Origin of the sequence: Halobacillus salinarum (genome assembly GCF_022919095.1) — a bacterium.
GTDB lineage: Bacteria > Bacillota > Bacilli > Bacillales > Halobacillaceae > Halobacillus_B > Halobacillus_B salinarum.
The window spans coordinates 302,505-326,604 of record NZ_CP095073.1 but is presented as its reverse complement, the minus strand read 5'-3'; the positions used below and the strand labels follow the sequence as shown (position 1 = coordinate 326,604).

27 protein-coding genes, 2 tRNA genes, 2 pseudogenes and 1 other annotated feature (1 of these 32 running past the window's edge) are annotated in these 24,100 nt (G+C 43.6%); of the genes and pseudogenes, 17 read left to right on the top strand and 14 right to left on the bottom strand.

Annotated elements, in window-relative coordinates:
- Positions 1–195, top strand: a binding site (T-box leader); it begins 27 nt to the left of the window's first position.
- 50 nt (positions 196–245) lie between these two features.
- The 4 genes and pseudogenes from serS (at position 246) to MUN89_RS01850 (ending at position 2,654) form a co-directional block, all read left to right on the top strand.
- Positions 246–1,519 (top strand): annotated as a pseudogene (serS, locus tag MUN89_RS01865) (serine--tRNA ligase).
- 171 nt (positions 1,520–1,690) lie between these two features.
- Positions 1,691–1,783, top strand: a tRNA-Ser gene (locus MUN89_RS01860).
- A 177-nt stretch (positions 1,784–1,960) separates the two neighbouring features.
- Positions 1,961–2,182: a hypothetical protein gene (locus tag MUN89_RS01855; RefSeq protein ID WP_244710923.1), complete on the top strand. Its 222-nt coding sequence runs from the start codon at positions 1,961–1,963 to the stop codon at positions 2,180–2,182.
- Positions 2,154–2,654, top strand: a complete 501-nt coding sequence (locus tag MUN89_RS01850) for a nuclear transport factor 2 family protein (RefSeq protein WP_244710921.1) — start codon at positions 2,154–2,156, stop codon at positions 2,652–2,654. Before MUN89_RS01855 ends, MUN89_RS01850 begins: the two co-directional genes overlap by 29 nt.
- An 18-nt stretch (positions 2,655–2,672) precedes the next feature.
- Here the strand turns inward: MUN89_RS01850 and MUN89_RS01845 are convergent, their stop codons facing one another.
- From MUN89_RS01845 to MUN89_RS01835, 3 genes are all read right to left on the bottom strand, one after another.
- Entirely contained in the window at positions 2,673–3,077 is a 405-nt protein-coding gene (locus tag MUN89_RS01845) for a VOC family protein (protein ID WP_244710919.1), read from the bottom strand.
- Between the two features lie 125 nt (positions 3,078–3,202).
- Positions 3,203–3,886: a deoxynucleoside kinase gene (locus MUN89_RS01840; protein ID WP_244710918.1), complete on the bottom strand. Its 684-nt coding sequence runs from the start codon at positions 3,884–3,886 to the stop codon at positions 3,203–3,205.
- Entirely contained in the window at positions 3,873–4,523 is a 651-nt protein-coding gene (locus tag MUN89_RS01835) for a deoxynucleoside kinase (protein ID WP_244710916.1), read from the bottom strand. Before MUN89_RS01835 ends, MUN89_RS01840 begins: the two co-directional genes overlap by 14 nt.
- Positions 4,524–4,697: 174 nt before the next feature.
- On the opposite strand from MUN89_RS01835, the gene MUN89_RS01830 reads away from it, so the two are divergent.
- From MUN89_RS01830 to MUN89_RS01815, 4 genes are all read left to right on the top strand, one after another.
- Positions 4,698–4,770, top strand: a tRNA-Arg gene (locus tag MUN89_RS01830).
- A gap of 267 nt (positions 4,771–5,037) precedes the next feature.
- Positions 5,038–5,733: a response regulator transcription factor gene (locus MUN89_RS01825; RefSeq protein ID WP_244713524.1), complete on the top strand. Its 696-nt coding sequence runs from the start codon at positions 5,038–5,040 to the stop codon at positions 5,731–5,733.
- On the top strand, positions 5,726–6,853 hold the full coding sequence (locus tag MUN89_RS01820; RefSeq protein WP_244710914.1) for a sensor histidine kinase: 1,128 nt from the start codon (positions 5,726–5,728) through the stop codon (positions 6,851–6,853). Before MUN89_RS01825 ends, MUN89_RS01820 begins: the two co-directional genes overlap by 8 nt.
- A gap of 82 nt (positions 6,854–6,935) precedes the next feature.
- Positions 6,936–7,835 carry a M15 family metallopeptidase gene (locus MUN89_RS01815; protein WP_244710912.1) on the top strand — a complete coding sequence of 300 codons (900 nt, stop codon included), beginning with the start codon at positions 6,936–6,938 and terminating at the stop codon, positions 7,833–7,835.
- Positions 7,836–7,969: 134 nt separating this feature from the next.
- Here the strand turns inward: MUN89_RS01815 and MUN89_RS01810 are convergent, their stop codons facing one another.
- Positions 7,970–8,842 (bottom strand): SDR family oxidoreductase, encoded by an 873-nt coding sequence (locus tag MUN89_RS01810; RefSeq protein ID WP_244713522.1) that lies wholly within the window; start codon positions 8,840–8,842, stop codon positions 7,970–7,972.
- Between the two features lie 90 nt (positions 8,843–8,932).
- Between MUN89_RS01810 and MUN89_RS01805 the strand changes: the two genes are divergently transcribed.
- Positions 8,933–9,895, top strand: a complete 963-nt coding sequence (locus tag MUN89_RS01805; RefSeq protein ID WP_244710910.1) for a helix-turn-helix transcriptional regulator — start codon at positions 8,933–8,935, stop codon at positions 9,893–9,895.
- Between the two features lie 319 nt (positions 9,896–10,214).
- Here the strand turns inward: MUN89_RS01805 and MUN89_RS01800 are convergent, their stop codons facing one another.
- Positions 10,215–10,847, bottom strand: coding sequence for a DUF4352 domain-containing protein (locus MUN89_RS01800; protein ID WP_244710908.1), 633 nt, complete (start codon positions 10,845–10,847; stop codon positions 10,215–10,217).
- 36 nt (positions 10,848–10,883) lie between these two features.
- The gene (locus MUN89_RS01795) at positions 10,884–11,285 is read right to left on the bottom strand and encodes a helix-turn-helix domain-containing protein (protein ID WP_244710906.1); all 402 of its coding nucleotides are present in this window, start codon (positions 11,283–11,285) and stop codon (positions 10,884–10,886) included.
- A 154-nt stretch (positions 11,286–11,439) separates the two neighbouring features.
- On the opposite strand from MUN89_RS01795, the gene MUN89_RS01790 reads away from it, so the two are divergent.
- Positions 11,440–11,673: a hypothetical protein gene (locus tag MUN89_RS01790; protein ID WP_244710905.1), complete on the top strand. Its 234-nt coding sequence runs from the start codon at positions 11,440–11,442 to the stop codon at positions 11,671–11,673.
- Between the two features lie 56 nt (positions 11,674–11,729).
- On the opposite strand, the pseudogene MUN89_RS01785 reads toward MUN89_RS01790, so the two are convergent.
- The 5 genes and pseudogenes from MUN89_RS01785 to modA all read right to left on the bottom strand — a co-directional run.
- A pseudogene (locus MUN89_RS01785) lies at positions 11,730–11,984 on the bottom strand (KGG domain-containing protein); the annotation flags it as partial.
- Between the two features lie 118 nt (positions 11,985–12,102).
- Positions 12,103–12,414 (bottom strand): hypothetical protein, encoded by a 312-nt coding sequence (locus MUN89_RS01780; RefSeq protein WP_244710903.1) that lies wholly within the window; start codon positions 12,412–12,414, stop codon positions 12,103–12,105.
- 49 nt (positions 12,415–12,463) lie between these two features.
- Positions 12,464–13,102 (bottom strand): ATP-binding cassette domain-containing protein, encoded by a 639-nt coding sequence (locus MUN89_RS01775; RefSeq protein ID WP_244710901.1) that lies wholly within the window; start codon positions 13,100–13,102, stop codon positions 12,464–12,466.
- Positions 13,103–13,114: 12 nt separating this feature from the next.
- The gene (gene modB, locus MUN89_RS01770) at positions 13,115–13,792 is read right to left on the bottom strand and encodes a molybdate ABC transporter permease subunit (RefSeq protein ID WP_244710899.1); all 678 of its coding nucleotides are present in this window, start codon (positions 13,790–13,792) and stop codon (positions 13,115–13,117) included.
- Between the two features lie 54 nt (positions 13,793–13,846).
- On the bottom strand, positions 13,847–14,611 hold the full coding sequence (modA, locus tag MUN89_RS01765; protein ID WP_244710897.1) for a molybdate ABC transporter substrate-binding protein: 765 nt from the start codon (positions 14,609–14,611) through the stop codon (positions 13,847–13,849).
- 73 nt (positions 14,612–14,684) lie between these two features.
- Here modA and MUN89_RS01760 point away from each other — a divergent pair, with 73 nt between their 5' ends.
- From MUN89_RS01760 to MUN89_RS01750, 3 genes are all read left to right on the top strand, one after another.
- Positions 14,685–15,380: a M50 family metallopeptidase gene (locus MUN89_RS01760; protein WP_244710895.1), complete on the top strand. Its 696-nt coding sequence runs from the start codon at positions 14,685–14,687 to the stop codon at positions 15,378–15,380.
- A 101-nt stretch (positions 15,381–15,481) separates the two neighbouring features.
- Positions 15,482–15,580: a YjcZ family sporulation protein gene (locus MUN89_RS01755; protein WP_244710893.1), complete on the top strand. Its 99-nt coding sequence runs from the start codon at positions 15,482–15,484 to the stop codon at positions 15,578–15,580.
- A 111-nt stretch (positions 15,581–15,691) separates the two neighbouring features.
- The gene (locus MUN89_RS01750) at positions 15,692–15,943 is read left to right on the top strand and encodes a hypothetical protein (RefSeq protein WP_244710891.1); all 252 of its coding nucleotides are present in this window, start codon (positions 15,692–15,694) and stop codon (positions 15,941–15,943) included.
- Between the two features lie 48 nt (positions 15,944–15,991).
- On the opposite strand, the gene MUN89_RS01745 is transcribed toward MUN89_RS01750, so the two are convergent.
- Positions 15,992–16,186 carry a hypothetical protein gene (locus MUN89_RS01745; protein WP_244710889.1) on the bottom strand — a complete coding sequence of 65 codons (195 nt, stop codon included), beginning with the start codon at positions 16,184–16,186 and terminating at the stop codon, positions 15,992–15,994.
- 100 nt (positions 16,187–16,286) lie between these two features.
- Here MUN89_RS01745 and aldA point away from each other — a divergent pair, with 100 nt between their 5' ends.
- The gene (aldA, locus tag MUN89_RS01740) at positions 16,287–17,738 is read left to right on the top strand and encodes an aldehyde dehydrogenase (RefSeq protein ID WP_244710887.1); all 1,452 of its coding nucleotides are present in this window, start codon (positions 16,287–16,289) and stop codon (positions 17,736–17,738) included.
- A gap of 47 nt (positions 17,739–17,785) precedes the next feature.
- Here the strand turns inward: aldA and MUN89_RS01735 are convergent, their stop codons facing one another.
- Positions 17,786–18,586, bottom strand: coding sequence for an AAC(3) family N-acetyltransferase (locus tag MUN89_RS01735; RefSeq protein WP_244710885.1), 801 nt, complete (start codon positions 18,584–18,586; stop codon positions 17,786–17,788).
- A gap of 80 nt (positions 18,587–18,666) precedes the next feature.
- Positions 18,667–19,161: a preQ(1) synthase gene (queF, locus tag MUN89_RS01730; RefSeq protein WP_244710884.1), complete on the bottom strand. Its 495-nt coding sequence runs from the start codon at positions 19,159–19,161 to the stop codon at positions 18,667–18,669.
- A gap of 343 nt (positions 19,162–19,504) precedes the next feature.
- Here queF and acsA point away from each other — a divergent pair, with 343 nt between their 5' ends.
- From acsA to MUN89_RS01715, 3 genes are all read left to right on the top strand, one after another.
- Positions 19,505–21,211 carry an acetate--CoA ligase gene (gene acsA, locus MUN89_RS01725; RefSeq protein WP_244710882.1) on the top strand — a complete coding sequence of 569 codons (1,707 nt, stop codon included), beginning with the start codon at positions 19,505–19,507 and terminating at the stop codon, positions 21,209–21,211.
- Between the two features lie 195 nt (positions 21,212–21,406).
- On the top strand, positions 21,407–22,702 hold the full coding sequence (locus tag MUN89_RS01720) for a purine/pyrimidine permease (RefSeq protein WP_244710880.1): 1,296 nt from the start codon (positions 21,407–21,409) through the stop codon (positions 22,700–22,702).
- Between the two features lie 11 nt (positions 22,703–22,713).
- Positions 22,714–24,030, top strand: coding sequence for a lysine N(6)-hydroxylase/L-ornithine N(5)-oxygenase family protein (locus MUN89_RS01715; RefSeq protein WP_244710879.1), 1,317 nt, complete (start codon positions 22,714–22,716; stop codon positions 24,028–24,030).
- The last annotated feature ends 70 nt before the right edge of the window (positions 24,031–24,100 follow it).

The following is a 24,100-nucleotide window of genomic DNA, read 5'->3' as shown; positions in this document are numbered from 1 at the left end:
AGGTGCACGGCTTTTAAGAGAGTCAGTGGCTGGTGAAAACTGATAAGAATGCCCTGTGAATCCATCCTTGAGTGCTCTTCCGAACCTTTAGTAAGAGGAGCCGGCCCTCACCGTTATGAGTTAAAGCAGGAAGGCAATCGTGCCTTCAACCTGGGTGGTATCGCGGGAATCATTTACCAAGCTCTCGTCCCTTTTCATGAAAAGGGGGCGGGAGTTTTTTAATGGACAAAAAAGGAGGAATTTCCATGTTAGACATGAAGTATTTACGTACCCACTTTGATGAAATTAAAGAAAAACTGCAGCACAGAGGGGAAGACCTGTCCGAGCTTGACGCCTTTGGCGAACTGGACAGCAGACGAAGAGAATTAATTCAGGAGACAGAGGAACTGAAGGCGAAGCGGAATGAAGTGTCCAAACAGATTCCTCAGCTGAAAAAAGAAAACAAGAACGCCGATGAGAAAATTAAAGAAATGCGTGAGGTCGGCGACCGGATTAAGGAGCTGGACAGCGAGCTGAAGGACGTGGAGGAACGATTGGATACGATGCTGTTATCTATTCCGAACATCCCCCATGACAGCGTGCCGATCGGCGAGGATGAAGATGATAACGTCGTTGCCCGAACGTGGGGAGAAGCGAAGGATTTCGGCTTTGAAGCGAAGCCGCATTGGGACATTGCCACTGACCTTGATATCATCGACTTCGAACGGGCATCCAAGGTGACCGGAAGCCGCTTCAGCTTTTATAAAGGACTCGGAGCCAGGCTGGAACGTGCGCTCCTCAACTTTATGATGGATCTGCATAGTGATGACCACGGGTATCAGGAAATGCTGCCCCGCAAATGGTCAACCGCACGTCTATGACCGGAACCGGACAGCTGCCAAAATTCGAGGAAGACGCGTTTAAGATCGAGGATTGGGAGTATTTTCTCGTTCCGACTGCAGAAGTGCCTGTGACGAATTATCACCGGGATGAAATCATTTCTGCCGATGAGCTTCCGAAGAAGTTCGTTGCCTTCAGTACGAACTACCGCTCTGAGGCTGGATCTGCCGGCCGGGACACGAGAGGCTTAATCCGTCAGCACCAGTTTAACAAAGTTGAACTCGTTCAGCTGACAAAGCCGGAAGATTCTTATCAAGTTCTTGAGGAGCTCACTGGACATGCAGAAAAAGTCTTGCAGCTGCTCAAGCTCCCATACCGGGTGATGAGCATGTGTACCGGTGATTTAGGCTTCACGGCAGCAAAGAAATACGATATTGAAGTATGGATCCCAAGCTATGAAACCTACCGTGAAATCAGCTCCTGCTCTAATTTTGAAGACTTCCAGGCCCGCCGGGCGGCCATCCGCTTCCGCCGGGAAGAAAAAGGCAAGCCGGAATTTGTGCACACGTTAAACGGCTCTGGTCTTGCGATTGGAAGAACCGTGGCAGCGATTTTAGAAAATTACCAGCAGGAAGACGGCTCTGTCGTCATTCCTGAAGTGCTGCGTCCTTATATGGGCGGCAAAGAAGTGATTCAATAATACGATAAGGGGCCGCTTTATAAGCGGTCCCTTTTGTCATTTGACGAAGCACATGTTACTCGGTATAATTAGTGTTGCTGTGCCAAATGCGCTCGAATTTTGCCGAAAATTTTTTGTCGTTTTTATTGACGGACGCAGACAGGCATGGTATATTATTCATTGTCGTCACACGGAGGAGTACCCAAGTTCGGCTGAAGGGAGCGGTCTTGAAAACCGCCAGGGGGTTTACGCCCCGCGGGGGTTCGAATCCCTCCTCCTCCGCCATATTTTTCAATATTAGCGCATAAAAATTGGAGATTATAGAACATCAAACCGTTACCTTGTGTAACGGTTTTTTTCTTGCGTGCGGGTTTGTCTTAGAAGGAAGCTCGCCTGCTTCTTTTTCATATCGTGCATAATCGCAGCCTAATCACTCACATTAATAAAAAGGAGGCAGACGATATGCCAAAAGAGACAAGTCAAACGCACGCTGAGTCTTCTCCCCATCGGGATGGAGCAAAGGAAGGCTTTTACAACGATGATAAAGGCATACAGATGGGGGTTACAGCCGGGAAAGCCAAGAACCCGGAGCTGAATCTTCAGCCTGATGAAGACATGAAAGAATTCAAAGAGCATATGGAAGAGTTAACGGAGCGTGAACAGAAAGGCCGCCCTGGGAAATGACCCAGGGTTTTTTCATGCAGCGAGCAGAGGCGCAATGCTCTATAATAGAGTCATTAAAGGCGTTAATGGAAAGGGTGGAAGGATGGAGGACACACTGAAAGTGATCTGTACCGAGGATTGCGGCAATGCCCCTCGAAAACAACTGTTGAAAGATGTAAAAACAGCCTGGGCGAAAAAGGACACCTCCTTTGTGCTGGCTTATCTGGCAGAAGACATCCATTGGGAAATCCCCGGGAAAAACAGCATTCATGGCAAAGACCCGTTTGCTTTGGAATTGGAAAAACAGGATCAGAACACGATTACAGAGCTTCACCTGCAAACGATTATTACCCACGGGAAAACCGCTGCGGTCAATGGAACCATCACGGAACAGAACGGAAAGCAGTTGGCTTTTTGTGACGTGTTTCATTTTACGAGTGCAGGCAAAAAAGCACCGATTAAAGAGATAATTTCTTATGTTCTCCCGTTATAATAACCAGCTATAGTTTTTTTAACTGCTGAGCTGCCTCCCAATTTCCCAATGATGGCCAAAAGGATCTTCTATGCGCCCTACACGCCATCCATGCTCATCTTTAAGGGATGAAATTTCAATGGCCCCAGCAGTTAAAGCTCGCTCAAACATGGAGTCTGGATTTTGAACTGTTATGATCATACGAACAGATCCTTGCTTTTCTGAATCAGGACTGGAGACCGGGTCTTCTTGAATCCAAAATTCCGCTCCTCCAAAGGATAATTGGGCAATCACAGGGCTTCCATCATCCCCTCTTAACAAATATTGTTCTGATACCATAAAGGCTTCTTTATAGAAGCTCATGGCTATTGATGCATTGTCCACACTAAGCCAGGGGGCTAGTTTAATCTCATTTGGCTTTTCCATCGGATTGTTTTCAGTCATACATGAACCTCCTCGTAAAAATCAACATGAAAAAACTTTCCTTTGTTTCATTATACTGTCCCGATAGCAGGAATAAAAAGTGAATAAAAAAACTCCAAAGCTTTATGCTTTGGAGTGTAGAATCATTAAGTTAAAAGATGGCTTGAGCGCCATTTACGGGACTGCTGGATAAAGTGGCCGACTTTTTCAAGAATCGGCTCAATGCTTGTTTCATCATTTAAGATGTCATAATCGGCGATATTTAACCGGAGCACAGGACAGGAATTAAAATTGTCGATCCAGTTCTCATAACGATTGAACATTTCCTCCCAATATTCGATCGGCGTCTGCTGCTCCATCGGCCGGCCTCGTTCTTTAATCCGCTTAATAATATCTTCAAACGAACCTTCCAAATAAATAAGCAGGTCTGGGTGAGGAAAATAAGGTGTCATGACCATTGCATCAAACAAATTCCGATACGTCTGATAGTCGATCTCTGACATCGTGCCTTTCTCGTAATGCATTTGGGCGAAAATGCCGGTATCTTCATAAATGGAGCGGTCCTGGATAAAGCCTCCTCCATATTCAAAAATCTTCTTCTGCTCTTTAAAACGCTCGGCAAGAAAATAGATCTGTAAATGAAAACTCCAGCGTTCAAAGTCTTTATAAAATTTATCTAAGTACGGGTTCGTATCCACTTTTTCAAAGGAAGTACGAAACTTCAGGGCTTGTGCGAGAGCACTGGTCATCGTGGACTTGCCAACACCGACCGTCCCGGCAACAGTAATGACACTATCGTGGGGAATTCCGTATCGTTCACGTGCATTCATTAATAACTTCTCCTTTATTCAAGTGATCCTTCACTTGATCCACTATCTTTGCTAAATCATCTTGATATTTCACGAAATCAAGGCTGTCGCCATTTAAACGGATCACAGGAATATCCGGGTGGGCCGCTTCGAAATGGTTCATAAAGTCTTCATAATCCTTCGACAGCTGCTTTAAATACGACGGCTGAATATTGACCTCTGCATCACGATTCCGCATACGGATACGATCCATCAGCGTGTCGAGGCTCGCATTTAAATAGACCATCATATTCGGACGAGGCATGTCGTGGGTGAGGATATCAAAGATCTGCGAGTATTTAGTAAATTGCTCTTCCCTTAGAGTACGGCGAGCAAAGATCATGTTTTTTGAAATGTGATAATCAGCAATGACTGGCTTGCCCAGCTTTAAGTAGTTACGGTCAATGTCCTCCAGCTGCTTGTACCGGTTGCACAAGAAGAACATCTCCGTCTGGAAGCTCCATTCTTCAATGTTTTCATAAAACTTTCCTAAAAATGGATTCTCCTCAACGATTTCCTTCAGCAAATGAAAATCAAACTGGGAGGCGAGTTTCTTCGACAACGAGGTCTTCCCTACCCCGATTGGCCCTTCAACAGCAATGAAAGGTGTTTGTCCCATCCCATTTCCTCCTTATTTACAGTTAAACAGACAAAATTCGCTACGTTCAGACAGACAAATTATATTTTACCACATAAGCAGGTGGGAAGTAACATTTGTAAGCGTATTTTTGAAGATGAAACTCTTTTCAATTGGTGTAGAATTTTGTATAATATTACTCACGTGATTAATTATGCCCCCGTAGCTCAGGGGATAGAGCATCGGTTTCCTAAACCGTGTGCCGCAGGTTCGAATCCTGCCGGGGGCGCTAACTTTAATAGAGATAAGAACACTATCCTTAAGGGTAGTGTTTTTTATTTCTGGAGAAAGTATCAAGAAGATGCTGGGGTTACTGGTTAAAAGCCTTTCATTAAGATCCTTACCTCTAGTATTCGTTTATCATCCATTTTAAATCTCTGTTAATTGTTGAAATTAGCAGACAGCACTCGGGAGACAACGAGGTTGATTAAATTTAATAATCCTGTACTATTGGAATGAAACTTGGCCGAAACTGACTTACAAAGGGGGACTGATGATGAAACAGAGCCAAATTCTTGTAGTGGATGATGAAAAAGAAATTGCAGATCTTATTACGATTCATTTAGACAAGGAAGGCTATCAGGTTTTTAAAGCTTATAATGGGAAGGAAGCAGTCGAAATCGTAGAAACTCAAACCATTGATTTAGTTATTCTGGATATCATGATGCCTGAATTAGATGGCTATGAGGTTACTCGTTATGTTCGGAGTAAGTTTAATATGCCGATCATTTTTTTAAGTGCGAAGACTTCTGACTTTGATAAAGTGCAAGGCCTCGTCATAGGAGCTGATGATTACATGACGAAACCATTTACTCCTATTGAACTGGTAGCACGAGTCAATGCACATCTGAGAAGGTACAAAAAATTAAATCAGCCAAAATCTGAGGTTCAAGCTGAGTTAGAGTTTGGTCCCCTGGTGATTTCGCCGGAGCAGCGCAGAGTAATGATTTATGAAAATGATATTGAGCTCACCCCGAAAGAATTTGATATTTTATATTTGCTGGCAAGCTATCCTAATAAGGTATTCAGTGTAGAAAATATTTTTAAACAAGTGTGGGGAGAAGCTTATCTTGAGGGAACCAATACGGTTATGGTTCACATACGCACCCTAAGGAAAAAGCTTGCTGAGGGTCAAAGTACATCCAAATGGATCAAAACAGTCTGGGGAGTGGGGTATTCATTTAATGGTTAAACTTATGCGAAGCTTTCGTTCAAGAATGATCCTTCTTGTTGCCATGAGTATGATATTTTCCGCTATGATCACCTATGCTGTTTATAAAGCTCTTCAATGGTACTACCGTGCTACGGTCAGCTATGCAGACCCCCTTATGTATGTGCGCAGATGGATGTATAGAATAGGGGATATTAATTTTTTCCTGCTCCTTTTTATCCCACTGGCTATCGTATTTTTCTACTTTTTAACAAAACCGTATTCTACTTATTTTAAAGAAATTTCTACTGGAATCAGACAACTCGCCGAAGGGAATTTTAAACACCGGATAAATGTTGATTCCAATGATGAATTTAAAGAAATTGCTCGAGATATTAATATGGCTGGTGAAAAACTGGAAGAAGCAATAGAAAGAGGAGACTTTTCCGAGAGCAGTAAGGATCAGCTGATTATTAATCTTGCCCATGATTTACGGACGCCATTAACGTCAGTACTGGGATATCTGGATCTCATTCTGTATGAGAAAAACCTGACTCCAGAACAAATGAACCATTATTTAAACATTTCTTACGCAAAATCACAGCGTCTGGAAAGGTTAATTGATAAATTATTTGAAACTACACGTATGAATTATGGCATGTTGGAACTTCATAAAGGCGTGATCAATGTAAGCGACCTTCTTCTGCAAATAAACGAGGAAATGTTCCCTATGTTTGAAAAGAATCATTTGACTACTCGCCTAGACGTGGAACAGGATCTCTATATTTCTGGAGATGGAGAATTATTAGCGAGAGTATTTGAAAACTTACTGACGAATGCTAACCGATATGGCTATGATGGATATTTTATTGATGTGAAAGGGTTCAACGAAGGGAAGGAAGTTGTAGTATGTATTATTAACTATGGAGACCCAATCCCTGAAGAGGACCTCCCTTATGTCTTTGAGGTGTTTTATAAAGGAGATCATGCAAGAACCCATCAAGAAAACAGCACAGGCTTAGGACTTTTTATTGCAAAGAATATAGTTGAGCAGCATCATGGAACACTGTCAGTGGAAAGTGATGTCATCCAAACTGTCTTTAAGGTACGTTTACCTAAAGGGGATATAAATACGGAAGAGGTACCAAAAAAGAATAGTTAAGAAAAATTTTATTTTTATCCCACTCTTTTTTTAAATAGTTTTCCTTATTCTTTAAATGGAATAAAGTTGAGGAGGACTAGTAATGAAGTTGTGGGTTTCTATTTTTGGAATGATATGTGTAGTTTCAATGTTTGCATTCTTTCTTATGAAAAGTGATATCATTAGTAAAGAACCTAGTTTAGGGAGGATAGGAAATAGTTTTTCAGACGTAAAAATTCAGGAACAAGAAAAGATGTTAAAAAGTATAGGCACGTTAAGAAAAGAAGATTTTAAAAAAGCCCAAGTTTTTAAAGGAAATTTAATTTTAATCAATGAAGAGCATCCTGTTCATCAAGCAAGCGTAAAATCGGATGTCATAACTTTAACCGATTATCAAGATTTATTCGACGGGATTGGATTCTATGACAGGAATATTCAGTTATCCAGATCTATTGGGGAGAGTTTTATGGACATGGTCAGGGCAGCTGGAGAAGAAGGTTATACTCATTTTTTGATTACAAGCGGTTATCGGGGATTTGAAGAGCAGAATCAACTTTATAAGGAAATGGGCCCGGACTACGCTCTTCCGGCGGGGTATAGTGAACATAATTCAGGGCTTGCCTTAGATGTTGGCTCGCAACAAGGTGAAATGACCAATGCTCCTGAAGGTAAATGGATTGAGCACAACGCCTGGAAATATGGATTTGTCCTGCGATATCCGAAGAACAAATCCACGATTACAGGGATTGAATACGAACCATGGCATATCCGATATGTTGGGCTTCCTCATAGTGCGGTGATGCATAAGAAAAGAATGGTATTAGAGGAATATCTAGAGTACTTAAAAACAGAAAAAAATCTTGATGTAACCTACGATGGCCAGGAATACTTGATTACTTATTATCCTTTTTCCGAAGGACAACAATTGAAAGTTCCTGATCAAGGAGAATATCAAGTATCCGGAGACAACACGGATGGAGTAATTGTAACGATCCCAAAGTAATTTTGATCCTCACGTGGCGCTGCTTTGAGATTATATAAAATTTAGACATGTTTAGCACTATCCTTAAGGATAGTGCTTTTTACCTGCTAATTCAGCAGAGGGCTGTTAATCACTCATTCACAGCTCCAATCTAACTATTTTTCCACATGATTTTTGTAATAGTTCCCCCAATGCGGCTGTCTTCCATCCGCATCTTTAAAGCCGTAAATCTCTGAAAGTTCCCACGTGCTCAATGTTCTGCCATTAAATCTTTGCACGTCCTTATCGAGAGCCAGTTGTTTAAGAGCTTCGCCGATATAAAAAGGCGTTTCAGAGGCAATGAAATGTTTTTCGACTTTGGCGCCTTCCTGCCAGTTTTCCTCAGTGACTCCGAAAAGATCGAGCATGTATTCTGAACGGATGAAGCCGGGAGTTAAAGCAATGGACGTAATGTTGTATGCTTTCAAGTCTTCAGACATTGCTTTGGCCATATGAATGTTTGAGACCTTTGCTAAACTGTAATAAAAATTGCCTCTGTATTCATAATCGACACCATCCGTGATTTCAACAATTAAACCGGCGTTGTTTTGTTTCATGAGAGGAAGGGCGTAATGGGAAGTGAGGATGTGCGCTTGAACGGCTTGTTTTAGCAATTGCAAGCCTTTTTCTAACTCATGATCTGCCACGTCCTTTCCCCATTCCGTTAAAGGATCTCCTCCCCATATATCATTTACAAGGATGTCTAATTGCCCGTTTTGTTCCTCGGATACTTTGGTGATCAACCTTTTCACTTGGTCTTTGTCTGTGTGATCCACTTGGACTGCGATGCCTTTCCCGCCTGCTTTATTGACGAGTTCAGCTGTCTCTTCAATGGTTTCTTTTCGCCCCATAGGCGAGCGTTCTTCTCTTGTGGTGCGTCCGGTTACATAGACCGTCGCCCCTGCTTCGCCAAGTTTAATGGCCATCGCCCGGCCGGCTCCTCGAGTGGCTCCAGCTACAATCGCTGTTTGATTGGTTAAATTCATCATCATTCATTGCCCCTTTCCAATTGAGTAACCTTATAATAAATTAGATATATGACAAGTCATGTCATGATTAAAAAATAAGGGGTCGAGCTGATGAAGGCTGAACGATTAATTAAGATTCTGCTTCTCCTGCAGCATGGTGAACTTCTGTCTACTCGGGAAATCGCTGAAGAACTGGAGGTGTCAGAGAGGACCATTCATAGAGATATGGAAGCTTTAAGCGCTGCCGGGATCCCGGTTTATGCTGAGAGAGGACAGGCTGGGGGATGGAGATTAGTTGATAACTGGAAGCAACGATTGAGCTGGTTGAAGGAAAAGGAGATGCTCGCTCTGTTTCTGCCTCATGCAGAAAAGATCATCAATGATTTGAATATGGAGATCTCCTCAAAGCAGATCAGAGATAAGCTGCTTTTATCCCTGCCGGAAAAATCCAAGGAAAATGCTGTGAACCTCTGGGAAAGAGTATATGTCGATATGGGCACTTGGAAAAATTCCAATAGCCAGATGCTCCCTGCTATGGAAGTGATGAAGGAAGCTGTGATGAGCAGTAAAAAAGTAACCTTGCTATACAAAAAAGTAAATGGCGAAAGTACCGAATCGATAGTGAAACCGCTAGGACTGGTTGCCAAATCAAGCACCTGGTATGTAGTAGCGTTAAAAACAGACGATGAATTCCGCAGTTATAAGCTCAATCGCATAATAGAATGTGAATTACTGGAGGAATCTTTTACCCGTCCGCGTGATTTCAACCTGGCGGAGCATTGGGAGAGATCCAAACAACAATTTGTGCAAAACCTGCCTGAGTTTCGGGTGCAGGTAAACGTTTCTCCTTCTGCCCATCAGCGGATGAAGTTTACTGGGCGTTTTGTACAGACGGTCCATGAAGGAAAAGTTACAGATAAGGGCTGGGTCGAACAAGAATTAACCTTTCAAACGGAAGAAGAAGCGGTCAATTTCATCGTCGGGTTTGGAAGCCAGGTAAAAATCCTCTCCCCACTGAATTTAATAGAGAAAGTAACAGAGCGGGCAGAGGAGATTATTGATTTGTATAACTAAGTAGGATGAATAGATAAAAAGAAGTTTTATTCTCTTCCTTTATCAAGATACAAAGATTATTAAGTAGTGTTACTTAGTTTTATAATGACTAGGTACTTTTTCCAATTTAATTTTTTTCTTCTCTAGAATAATCACCAATTATCCGAACTTCCAACTAATTGAAATACACCAAACCATTTTCATTTAAGTTTCATGAATTTAATAATTCCAATAAATAAAACCACTATTTTTGTTTAATAGTGGTTTCTTTCATTAAGTCATAGATTTTAAATGAAGTGAGTTTAATTTTATCTAAAAGATCCTTTAAAAGAAGTAATATCTACTTGCCTAAAGATATTTTCTTTGTAACTGAACCAAATATTCCTTCTTGAGCTTGTACAACTAATTCTTTGGAGTTAGCAATATCAGGAGCTACATCGAAAACAACTTTCCCTGACATTTCAGAACCAGGATTTAACTGTTCCATGAAAAAGCTATTTTGGATAGTGCCATCTTCTCCTTGATTCGCTGACATACTTGCACTAGTATCAGCTTCAAAGGTTTTCTCACCTTGCATCAATTTAAAATAGCTACCATCAACGGTCACCGCTTCGTTTCCGTTATTTTTTACAGATACGTTTAAAACGAGGTACTTCCCATTTGCTTGTGTAGGAAGGGCAGAAGGACCGACTTGATCTTTAATGGATGTATCCTTAATCGTATATGTCATTTTTCCTACTTCTACCTTTTCGCCTAACTTTGCAATTTTTTCTTCATTTTTCTTTTCATCAGAACTGTTCTTCTTTTCGGAAGTGTTGCTACTCTTTTCAGAAGCCTGAGCTTCATTATGGTCAGTAGAAGCAGTATCTTCTCCGCCCATATTTCCTGCTACAGCAATAATTACTATAATTGCAAGAACCCAAAACCAAATCCTTTTAAAAAACGGTTTCTTAACTTTTTCTTTTTTAGCCATTTATTTATTTCTCTCCCTATTATTTTAAGCTATAGCTTATTTATTTCGACTATATTCATCATTACTGCAAATTTCATAAATTTTTTTGAGTTTTCTTATTTTCTCCTCTCCATCTTTGGGGAGCTCTTTGAGCCAATTTTCCAATTCCGGATCACTTATTAATGTATTAAATTCTTCGGCTATTTCTTGATTAGAATCAATATGTGCTACATTTGAATTTCCTAGTAAGTAATCTATACTTGTGCAAAAGTATTTGGCCATTTTGATAAGCAAATCATTATCTGGCTCCACGTATTCATTTTCATAATGAGAGTACCTGGATCTTGATATTCCTAAATAATTGGCTACTTCTAGCTGAGTCTTATCGCCTCGAAGAAATTTAAGCCTCTTCCCTATCAAGGTACCGTCACCCTTTCCAATATTTGAGTATAAATACATTAATTTTCATTTTCTACAAAAGATAAATGATTTCTCATAAATTTTTCAAGATAACTTTCTTATCATTTTTAATAGAGAGTCATATTCAGGAATGATTCTTCCTTCTTTCACATATCCTACCAACAATAGACCTTAACAAAGGATGGGATATGCGATGGGGCTGACTTACGGAAAAGTTGAACTCATGCAGGACTTGCAGAAGGTGTTTGCCAAGCATAATGTGCAGGCGATCAAAGTGGACGAGCCTGGTGTGTTGTTTCAAGTGGAAGCAGACGGGTCTTTGAAAATCGGGGTCAAGATGATCGTAAAGCCATTCGAACAGCAGCCGGATTCGAAAAAGCCCTTTAAGTTTCAGTTATTAAATGGAGGCAATCAAAAGGAAAAATAGAAAAAAAGCTGTCCTCTTCGTGGTGGAGTGTAGAGGACAGCTTTTTTTATTTATTTGCGGGTGGATTTTCGGCCGCCTTTTTTACCGATTTTTTCGTAGAAGTCTTCGTCATGGTTTTTGGACGTTGCTTCTCCGCCTTTCTGGCCGATTTCTTCATAGAATTCCTGGTCGTGTTCTCTGGCCGTAGTTTCCCCGCCCTTTTGGCCAATCTCTTCATAAAATTCGTGATCGTGTTCGCGCGCGGTCTTGTTGCCGCCTTTTCTCCCCGCTTCTTCTCTGCTCATTTTTTCATTCTTCTTTTGGTCAGCCATCGTTTCTCCTCCTTCTTAAAATAATTTCAAAGCGGACTTTTGAAAGATGCTGAAAAAAACACAAAAGCCGAAAAGGCTGTGAGAAAGGTCCTTTTCGGCTTATGTCTAGCTCTATTGTCTAGCTCATTTTCACCAAGTATCGATTTGTATGGGATAGGTTGTTCGCTTTACAGCTTAGATATCCGGAATTTGGACTGGATAAACGATAAATTGTTAAATTAGTTCCATCGACCTGGTCGTTGTACACAAGGGAAGACTGCAGGCTTCGCTTTTCATGCGTTGCCGCTTGCTCTTCCGAATGAAAATAATCGGCCACCACTAAATAAACAGCAATGAGACAAAAAAGAATGAAGAGAATGAGTCCGGCCATCAACATGCCGGCCATGAATTTTCGCAGCAGCTTTTTGCTGCCGTTTCTGCTCCGTGTCATAGACTCCCTCCTGGGAAATGAGCCCTCTACTTAAAGGCACAGAGAATCTTCAGCTTTTTATTAATTCTCCTTCGTGAGTGAGTTTGCCTTGCTTGAGGTGAAGGATTCTGTTTCCAAGTTTTCGGGCTTCTGTTTCGTCATGAGTGACTAAGATGACGGGAATTTTCCATAGTTGATGAAGACGTAAGAGCTCTTCGTAGCATTGATGCTTTGTCTTTTCATCGAGGGAGGAGAAGGGCTCGTCCAAAAGCAGCAGGTCCGGTTCAGCGGCGAGCGCTCTGACTAAGGCCACCCGCTGCTTTTCACCGCCGGAAATCTGCCTTGGGTATTTGTCTAATAAGTGATTGATGCCGGTCATTTGTACCAGCTGCTTCGTATGTTCGGTATATGGAGTTTGATAGGTTATGTTTTTTAAGACGGTCATGTGGGGGAAGAGCGCATAATCCTGAAATAAATAGCCGACTCTTCTTTTTTGAATAGGAAGCGGCTTCTGCTCCGTTTCATACAATACCGAGTCATGTAAGGTTATTTTTCCTTGGTCGGGCTGGGTTAAACCGGCAATACAGTTTAACGTCGTCGTTTTCCCCGAACCGGATGGGCCAAACAAAATCACGATCTCATGATCGACTTGAAAGGAAACGTCCAAAGAGATTGTGGCGAGTTGTTTTTGAATGGTTACGGATAACATCGAATTCCTCCGTTATTTTTGTCGTGTGAAAGGCAGTAGATTTCTCTTTGTCCACCAGTTTAGCCATAAGATGGAACAAAAGCCAAGGGCGACAATAACAATGACCCACATTTGGGCTTTTTCCGTATGTCCGGCTTCCACGGCAAAATAAATGGCTAAAGGGATCGTGTCTGTCTTGCCTGGAATGTAGCCGGCGAGCATTAACGTGGCGCCGAATTCCCCAAGCGCGCGGGCGAAGGTCAGGACGAGCCCGGCTAACAATCCCGGCCAGGCGAGCGGAAAGGAAATCGTAAAAAATACTTTCCACTTGGAAGCGCCCATCGTTAAAGCGGCGTTCTCAATGTTCTGGTCATAATTTTGAAAGGCTGCGGATGCACTTTGATACATGAGTGGAAATGAGACGACAACAGCAGCTACAACCGCTCCGACCCACGAAAAGACGACCTGTAGGTGGAACCAGTCCAGCAGCAGCCGGCCGAGCGGACCGCTTTTCCCGAACAAATAAAGCAGTCCAAACCCGACAACCGTTGGCGGAAGAACAAGAGGGAGCAGGAAAAAGGATTCAAGTACGCTGCGTCCTCTAAAGTGTTTACGGGCAAACAGCCGGGCAAGCAGTACGCCGGAGATAAATACGATAATGGTGGCAATCGCTGCGACTTTTAAGGATAGAAATAATGGTGAATAGGTCATGACATGATCAGCCCTCAATGTCCTTGATTTTTACTCTTTTTTATCGAAACCAAACTATTTTTTAAATCCGTATTTCTGTAACGTCTCTTGCGCTGCGTCCGTCTTTAAGTAATCGAGAAAGGATTGGGCTTCTTTCTTTGCTTTGCTGTCTTTTACGATAGCTGCAGGATAAATAATCGGTGAATGCCAGCTGTCTTCCGCCTGATCCATCACTTTTACTTTGTCGGAAATTTTTGCATCACTGCCATAAACGAAGCCTAGTTTGGCATTACCGGATTCTACGTAGGCAAGCACTTGCCGTACATCACTGCCATATACAAATTGTTCTTTTAATTTGTCCCATTTTTGAATCGTTTGCAGGGTTTCTTTCGTATATTTACCAGCTGGGACGCTGTCCGGATCGCCGACGGCCAGCTGCACGCTGGCTTCAGGTTTTAAATCCTGAAAGGACTTTACGTTCGTAGAGTTGTTCTTCAGGCCGATCAGGACGATCGTGTTTTTCGTAAAATTAAACCGGCTGTCCGGATCGATCTTATCGTCGTCTTCGAGCGTATCCATCCAGCGCTGGTTCGCTGACAAATAGACATCGGCCGGAGCTCCTTGCTGGATTTGCTGGGCGAGCTTTCCAGAACTTGCTAAGTTTAATTGAATCGAGACATTCGGATGCTTCTTTTCATATTGGTCTTTCAAATCTTTGACGGCATCCGTTAAGCTTGCTGCGGCTGAAATGGTGAGTTCGGTGTTTTCGTTCGACTTAGCTGGGTTGGAACAGCCTGCGATCATGACGATTATGAGAAGTAGGAAGATACAGCGCTTCATAAAAATCCCTTTCTGATGGAAGTTTTGTTACAGTTGATTATACCGCTTGAAAAAAATGAAGTAAAAAGAAACCATGCTTGAACAAAGGCATAAAGACAAAAGAAAGGAACCGGTTATGAAACTACAAATTATTATTGGACTCATTGCCGCTTTGCTTCTGACACAAATGCCAATTGTGGGGAAATATTTTGCGGTTGTAAATACGATGATTCATGAAAGCGGTCATTCACTAATCGCTTTAATTACAGGCGGGGAAGTCAGACAGATTTCTCTTTTCCCGAATACATCAGGGGTGACGATGACCGGCCATTCCTCGTGGATCAGCCAGTTCTTCACAAGCATCGCCGGCTATGTAACTTCTTCTCTGTTTGCATTTTTGTTTTTCTATCTCATTATGAAAGGCCAGTACAAATGGATGATTTATATTTTGCTTGGCTTTCTCTTTATTAATCTAATCTTTTGGGTCCGTAACTTTTACGGGATCTTTTGGATCGTCACCTTTGGATCGGCCTTCATTTATTTACTGAGAAGCGGCAAGGAAGGTCTCATCCAGTTTGTCCTTGTATTTATCGCCTGCCTCGTTTTAGTCGAATCCGTCACGAGTGCTTTTGAGATTATGTGGATTAGCTTCATTGCCCCTCAACAGGCAGGGGATGCGGCTAATTTAGCGCGGGCGACACGATTTATTCCGGCACCGCTCTTTGGAGCCGGCTTTTTTGCCCAGTCGCTGTATTTTGCCTGGATGGCTTTAAAGCGGGTGTTCGGTTAAGACGATCACCTAGAAAAATCTGCTTTTTCTCCGCTCCTGCCCATCCTCCTTGATCACTTTTGAATAAGGTAGTAAAAGAACACAGAGAAGGAGGAAGAGTAATGAGCAGAGGATATGGCGCTGGTTTTGCGCTTTTAGTTGTATTGTTCATTCTATTAGTGATTATTGGGGCTTCGTATGTAGGCGGGTACGGTTATTAATGAACATCCAAGCGGGGGAATTCCCCGCTTTTTTTTATTACATAGTTTTTACAAATAGAATTCAGGGTAGTAGGTTAGTAAAACAATATGAGGCTTTTGGAGGAATAGCAGATGGACTTAAAAGATCATTTAATTACTCACGGTTATGACCATGTCGATATTCTCTTAATTGATGAGGAACAGAACCAGAATACTGTTGCCGATATTTCACTTCCTAAAGTGACCGATTTGGAGTACAAGCTCTATTTAAAACCTGAATCCGTCACCTATCATCTCGAAGAGGAAGATCCATTCTTTGAAGCAGAGCAGCATCAGGAAAATGGCAAGGGCAGGAAGATCAAGGGATATATTCTGGAATGGTGAGCTCTGTGAAGAAGTCAGAGCCTTTATACATAGGGAAAAGGAAAAAGGTTATTTCGGCCTTTTTCCTTTTTTTCTGCGTTCCCGTCTGTCTGCCCACCCACCAAGGATCAGTAATATGCCGGCTGTAAATAGCACGACAGGAATAACCGGGTTCTGCACTTTTCCTGATGAAAAAAAGGATGCAAGAATGGCACATACGCCAATGATGCCGAGAATGAAGAACATCTGGTTTTGCTTGTTCATATCTTAGACCGCCTTTCTGGTTTTCTTATTACTGGGTTCTTTGTTTATTGTAACGAAAAAGGTGGAACAAGTCTGGTAAATGCTACAAGGAGGAAATATTTTGCAAACCCATCAATTATACATCAATGGCGAATATGTAGATTCCAGCGGCAACGATTGGATAGACATTGTCAATCCGGCGACAGAAGAAGTCATTTCAAAAACTCCCCGCGGCACAAAAGAAGATGTCGACAGGGCCGTGGAGGCAGCTTTCCAGGCACAAAAAGAATGGGAGCTGACGCCTAATAAAGAGCGCGGCGATCTCGTCCGCAGGCTCGGAGATGAAATCGAGAAAAAACGCAGCACGTTTATTGATCTGCTTCAGGAAGAGCAAGGGAAAGATTTCGATTTAGCAAGAGGCGAGGTCGACCTGGCTATCGATTATTTCCGGTATATGGCCGAATGGGCACGTCGTATTGAAGGTGAGATCGTTCCCAGTGACCGGCCGAATGAAAATATTTTTATTCAAAAGAAACCGATCGGTGTGGTAGCAGGAATTGTTCCTTGGAACTTCCCGGTGTTTATCCTCGCCCGGAAAGTTGCGACTGCGCTTGTGACAGGGTGCACCATCGTCCTGAAGCCCAGCCAGCAGACGCCGAATACAGCGATGGAGTTTACGAAAATTGTCCATTCGATTCTTGAAATTCCAAAAGGTGTATACAACGTCGTAACAGGTACAGGTTCAGAAATCGGAAATGCGCTTGCTTCACATGAAAAAGTCCAGATGGTAACGATGACGGGAAGTATCGGCGCAGGTACAAAGGTTATGGAAGCCGCGGCCGAAAATATAACGAAAGTCAATCTGGAGCTTGGCGGAAAAGCCCCTGCCATTGTAACCGCCAATGCCGACCTTGAAGTGGCTGCAGAAAGTATTATGCAGTCACGGCTTGCCAACAACGGACAAGCCTGCACCAATGCCGAAAGAGTACTCGTACATGAAAGTGTTGCCGATGCATTGGTTGAGAAATTAAAGCAGCGCTTTGAAAATACTACCATGGGCGATCCTATCAAGGATAAGGAGGCAGATGTAGGTCCGTTAGTGAGCAAAGAACGGCTCGAGACGGTGGAAGGCATGGTTAAAGAAGCGGTCCAGAACGGTGCCAAAGTAGCGATTGGAGCTGAACGAGGAGATATGGACAGCGGCTACTTTTACAAGCCGACGATCCTGACAGACGTCACCCATGATATGAATATTATGCAGGACGAAATCTTTGGCCCAGTCATCCCTGTCACGACCTATAAAACGCTGGATGAAGCGATAGAAAAAGGAAATGACACGGTTTACGGCTTATCCTCTTCGGTTTATACGGAAAATCTCGATGAAGCGATGCGCGTTGTGAACGAATTGAGATTCGGAGAAACGTTCGTCAATCGTGAAAATTTCGAAGCGGTGCAAGGCTATCACGCCGGCATGCGCCAATCCGGTTTAGGCGGTGCCGACGGCCGTCATGGTATGGAAGACTTCCTCGTGACGCACACCGTTTACATGCAGTACAAAAATGATAAGCAATAAAAAGCGCCCCCGATAACGAAATCGGGGGTTTTTTTCATATAGACCTTCTATTCATTCAGCCAGCCGACAGCAAAATCGACAGCGTCTCTCATGGAAAAAAGCCGTGATTCGGCGAGTCCTACATTTCCGACGGTTACAGGATGGCTAGTTTCAAAGGCTTTTCCGATCTCAGGAAACTGGTCTTCCTGAAATTCAATATCCGGATAAGTTACCCATTTTTGTTTTCCTTCTACATTTAAAGGGGCTCCTCTTGTGATTTCCTTGCGCTTCCGGCTCCTGTATTCGGCGAGGTGAAAGCTCGTGTTGGCCGAATAATCGGTTCCTAACAGCAGAATGTCTGCCTCAGCGGCATACGCCCTGCCTAGCGGGGACTGCTCTCCTAAGGAGAAAGGCAGCGGATGTTCATTGGTGAGTTCATCCGCAAGATTCCCCCAGGCAGCCATGGAAAAAGCAGGATGGTCGCTGCGCTGGACCTGCGGCCATTTTCTGAAAAGTTCCGGCAGGATGCCAAGGTAGGTGGAAGGTGTTTTGGCAGGATCATACCCTGGCATCGTAGCTTTAATTACTTCATGCCATTCTTTTGGGACCGGGGGATTCTCCCAGTTTTTCGGATCAGATAAAGTAGGCGAATGCGTTTGAAAGACGAGGGTTCCTTCATAGGTGAGGACATTCATCAGGGCTTCCAATACTGCCTGCGGGCCACCGCTCACCCAGCCTAACGCATTCATCGATGCGTGCACAAGGAGGACTTGGCCTTTATGAACACCAAGGTTGGTTAATTCCTCGCTAAGGGTGTCAACGGTATTGGGGTGCGTGGTTTTGGCGATGATTTCTAGTTCTCTGCTCATACATGGCCTCTCCTTTAAAAAAAGAAAGCCCTTCCTGGAGGACTTTCTATTTACGTGTTGGCTTTAGTATGACTTATTACTTACCTATTGTCGATAGATTCAGGATACATGTCATGGTTTAAAAGACGGTGCTCGGCCATGTTCTCGAATTTTGTTCCTGGTTTGCCATAATTGCAGTAAGGATCAATGGAAATCCCTCCGCGTGGCGTGAATTTTCCCCATACTTCTATATAACGCGGATCCATAAGCTCAATCAGGTCGTTCATAATCGTGTTGACACTGTCCTCATGAAAATCTCCATGGTTTCGAAAGCTGAATAAATAGAGTTTTAAAGATTTGCTTTCAACCATATTAATATGGGGTATATAGCTGATATACAGGGTAGCAAAATCAGGCTGTCCTGTTTTTGGACAGAGTGTCGTGAATTCAGGACAATTGAATTTTACAAAGTAATCCCGGTTGGGGTGCTGGTTTTCAAAGGTTTCCAGGACTTCAGGATTGTACTCAAACGAATAGCTCGTTTCCTGATTTCCCAGATGGGAGAGGCTTAAGTCTTCTTCCTTGCGGCCAGGCATCTCTCGGCCTCCTTTCGATATAAAAAAATCCGCAATCCTCTAAGGCTGCGGCTTCGTTCCTTAGTTTTTTATAGAGGGCGGGCTAAGAAACCTCTGATTCAATATGCTTCCCTATTATATGAATTGTGTGGAAACCTGTCAATTTTCTTCCTTCCCATGTACTATTTCTGTAAATCTTTTGGCATTTTACTTTAAAAAACTTCGCATATCTTCTAAAATAGAAGTAATTAACGAAATTTTTAGAAAATACCCATTTAAATGAGCTCTGGAAGATCTTTTCTCAGAGCTTTCTTAGCCAAAAGGAAGAAACCGTTTACAAAATTCATTCTAATGAGGTGATTTAATGGACATGCAAACGATCACAGCACGAGCAGGCAACCCTAACATGGAAAACTATGAAGAAACGTACAAGAAATTCAATTGGGATGATGTAAAAGAGAATTTTTCCTGGAGTAAGACCGGGCTTGTGAATATAGCCTATGAAGCCATCGACAAACATGCGGAAAACCCTGACAAAAAAAATCAGGCCGCCCTTATTTATACGGCGCCGGGTCGCGAGGAAAAGCTGACGTTTGAAGATTTAAAACGCACGAGTAATCAGTTTGCGAATGTGTTGAAGGATCATGATGTGGAAAAAGGCGACCGCGTCTTTTTATTCATGCCGAGAAGTCCGGAGTTTTACGCGGCGTTCCTTGGGATTCTAAAGGTTGGCGCGATTGCCGGTCCTTTATTCGAAGCCTTCATGGAGCAGGCCGTCCGGGATCGTTTAGAAGATAGTGAAGCCAGTATGCTCATCACGACTCCTGAGCTTTTGGAAAGAGTTCCTGTCAGCGAGCTGCCGGATCTGGAAAAAATCGTTCTGGTCGGAGGCGACGGCTCTCAGCATATCAGTTTTGAAAAAGAAATGGAAAAAGCATCCGAGGATTTCGAGATTGAATGGGTCGATCTTGAAGACGGAATGCTGCTCCACTATACATCCGGCTCTACGGGTAAACCAAAAGGCGTGTACCACGTTCACAATGCGATGATTCAGCATTACCAGACAGGAAAATGGGTGCTCGATTTAAAAGAGGATGACATCTACTGGTGTACAGCAGATCCAGGCTGGGTCACCGGGACAAGCTACGGCATTTTCGCTCCTTGGCTGAACGGCGTAACCAACGTCATTCGCGGGGGCAGGTTCAGTCCAGATGATTGGTATGGCACGATCGCTGAGCATAACATTTCCGTCTGGTATTCCGCGCCGACGGCCTTCCGTAAACTGTTGAGCGCTGGGGAAGAAGTACCGAAAAAACATGATCTTTCTTCGCTCCGGCATGTGCTGAGCGTCGGGGAGCCTCTCAATCCTGAAGTGATTTCATGGGGTCTGAAAGCCTTTAACCTTCGCATTCACGACACGTGGTGGATGACGGAAACCGGTGCGATGCTCATTTGTAACTATCCTGCGATGGATATGCGTCCAGGTTCTATGGGTAAACCATTCCCTGGTATTGAAGCAGCCATTGTAGATAATGAAGGAAACGAACTTCCAGCGAATCAAATGGGGAATCTGGCCATTAAAGAAGGATGGCCATCTATGATGAGAGCCATTTGGAAGAACCCTGGAAAATTCGAAAGCTATTTCATCAACGGCTGGTACGTCTCCGGCGACAGTGCTTATCAGGATGAAGAGGGATACTTCTGGTTCCAGGGCCGTCTGGATGATGTCATCAATACATCCGGCGAACGTGTCGGACCATTTGAAGTCGAAAGTAAATTAATTGAACATGAAGCAGTCGCAGAGGCAGGGGTCATCGGGAAGCCGGATCCTGAGCGCGGCGAGATCATTAAAGCATTCGTCACGCTTCGTGAAGGCTATACGGAATCGGATGAACTCTTAGAGGATATCCGCCAGTTCGTGAAGAAAGGCCTCAGTGCCCATGCTGCTCCAAGAGAGATTGAGATCAAGGACAGCATACCGAAGACGCGCAGTGGTAAAATCATGCGCCGTCTCTTGAAGTCCTGGGAGCTTGGCCTGCCGACCGGCGACACGTCAACCCTTGAAGAATAACGATGAGGAGAAACGCACAATCCAATCGATTGTGCGTTTTTTTATGGATAAAATGACTCCCGTTTCACGTGAAACGCATCAGCCAAGCCGCTGCATCGGACAGTTTAATCTTCTCCATGTTAGGATATAAGAAATCATGGACTAATAAATGTCAGTAACAATAGATGTCCTCAAGAAGATGCAAGGTGGATGAATATGTCAAGAACAGCAGGAACAAGTTTAGAAATCATTCAATGGTTTGTGTTTTTACTAGCCAGTTCAGTCGCTTTACCGATTGTTATTGGTTCGATTTTTGATTTAAGCTTTCATGAAATTTCAGGATTAATGCAGCGGACGTTTTTCGTCGTCGGCTTAACTTCTTTTTTGCAAGCGATCTTTGGCCACCGTCTTCCGATTATGGAAGGACCGGCGGGGCTGTGGGTCAGTATTTTTTCAGTCATGGCCATTACAGGAGCCCAGGCCGGCCATAATGGGATGGCCTCCTTGCAGACACTTGAAGCAGCGATGATATGGACGGGTGTTTTCCTGGCTTTATTTGGAATCCTCCGCCTGGCTCACCGCGTACTTTTCGTGTTTACTCCTCTTGTAACAGGAGCGTTTTTATTTTTATTAACCGTACAATTGAGCGGCACGTTTTTAAAGGGCATGCTTGGCTTACAGCAGCAGGCAAGCCAAATAGATGGAGGAAAAGCGCTGGTTGCTTTTACGACCTTTTTTCTAGTATTAGGGCTGTCTATCTTTGGAAGAGGATGGATGAAGAGCTATGCTGTCCTGCTTGGGGTAGGGATTGGATGGGTCTTGGATACGATTTTTCTCAGCCCATCTCAAGATTCACAGCCGGTTACGCAGATTTTTTCCATGCCTGAATGGTTTGCCTGGGGCGCTCCTTCTTTCGATTGGAACGTGATTCCCCTCGCTTTTGTAACAGCTGTGATCTTGCTGTCTAATATCGTGGCCTCCGTCGTAGCGGTCAGCCAATCTGTGGAAGGGAAACCCGCTTATTCGAACAGCCAGCTGGATCGGGGGAGTTTGTTTTTAGGGGTGACCCATTTTACCTCTTCCGCCTTTTCTTCGATTGCTAACGTTCCTTTGGCTTCGTCATCAGGATTTATTGAATTGACCGGGCAGAAACGTAAGGAGCCGTTTCTTTATGCTACGCTCCTTTTGATCCTCGTTTCCTTTTTCCCGCCGATCGTCGCGTTTATCTCAAGCATTCCTTCATCGGTTGCGAATGCTGCACTGCTTGCGACTTTTGTTCAATTGATGGGGCTGGGAGTGTCGAATATTGCGAGTGAAGAACTGGATCACAGGAAGCTGACCATTCTCAGCATTTCGTTTTTGCTGGGGATCGGGCTGATGTTCCTCCCTCCGGAAGTGTTTCAAGGGATGCCGTCGATTTTGCAAAATCTATTCAGTAACGGATTGCTGGCGGGCACCATCCTCGTGATTGTATTGGATCAACTTTGGAAAGAACAAGAATACAAGGTATAGCTGTGAAGGATGTGACAAACGAGATGCATGACGTAATAGGAATTGGAATTGGACCTTATAACCTGGGGATGGCTGCTCTGTTGGACCAGACTGACGAAGTGTCAGGAATCTTCTTTGAAAAAACGCCGGAGTTCAACTGGCATCCCGGAATGTTAATAGAAAAAATGGATTTGCAGGTACCGTTTCTGGCAGACTTAACGACGTTTGCTGATCCGAAGAGCCCCTATACTTTTATGAATTATCTTTATGAGCATAATCGCATGTTTCCGTTCTTTTTTCACAAACATTTTAAAGTGCCGAGGCAGGAATATAACCACTATATGCAATGGGTCGCCAGGCAGATTGATGGGCTGTATTTCGGTTATACGGTTGTGGATGTAAAAGACCATTCAAATGCTGAAGAGCCTCATTATGAAGTGATGGTGGAAGAAACGGCTACAGGTACCCTTTCTGCTTATAAAGCTAAGCATGTCGTATTGGGAACAGGCAGTGAGCCGGTCATTCTGGAGGGCATGGATGGGCTGCCGAATGAAGACGTCGTTCATACTTCCCGGTATGTATTTGAAAAAGAACAGTTATTAAAAGCGAAAGATGTTACTGTCGTTGGTTCCGGCCAAAGCGCTCTTGAAGTTTTCCTTGACCTGCTTGAAGAGCAGGAACGAACGGATATGAAGCTCACGCTTTTGACGAGAAGCGGCGGTTTGTTCCAACTGGATCAGGCTAAGTTTGCCCAGGAATTTTTCACTCCGGATTACGTCGATTATTTCCATGGGTTAAGCTTTGAACAGAGAAACAAGGCGCTGGATACACTCGGTCCGCTGCGAAATGGCATCGATCCGGAAACGCTCTCGCGTCTTTACACGAACCTGTATCACAAAACGGCGGCCAATCAAGACAGCAACGTCTTGATTCAGCCGATGACGGAAGTGAAGGGGATTGAAGGGACTGAGGACGGCTATAATCTGCTCTGTACCCAGTGGCAGGAAGAGCGGAGCTACTCGTACCCCACCGGAAAAGTAGTGCTTGCCACCGGTTATAAGCCTCATCTTCCGAAGTGGTTTATCGACCGGTATAAGGAAAAAATCGAATGGGAAGATGAAAAAAGCTACCGGGTCACACGGGACTATCAGCTTGTCTTTCAGGACCGGCGTGATCACCATTTCTTTACGTTGACGAATTTGCTTCATTCTCATGGAGCCGGCGCTACCAATCTTGGGTTAGCCGTCCACCGAAATGTGCATATCATTAATACCATTGCTGGAAAAGAAGTGTACAAAAACCAGCAGGATACGAGTTTTCAAACCTTTTCCGCAAAAGATTTTTCGTAATTTGCCGGCCCGCGTCTCATGTTTAAATTTCCTATATGTGGGAAGATAAACAATGTGTTTTCAATAAAGC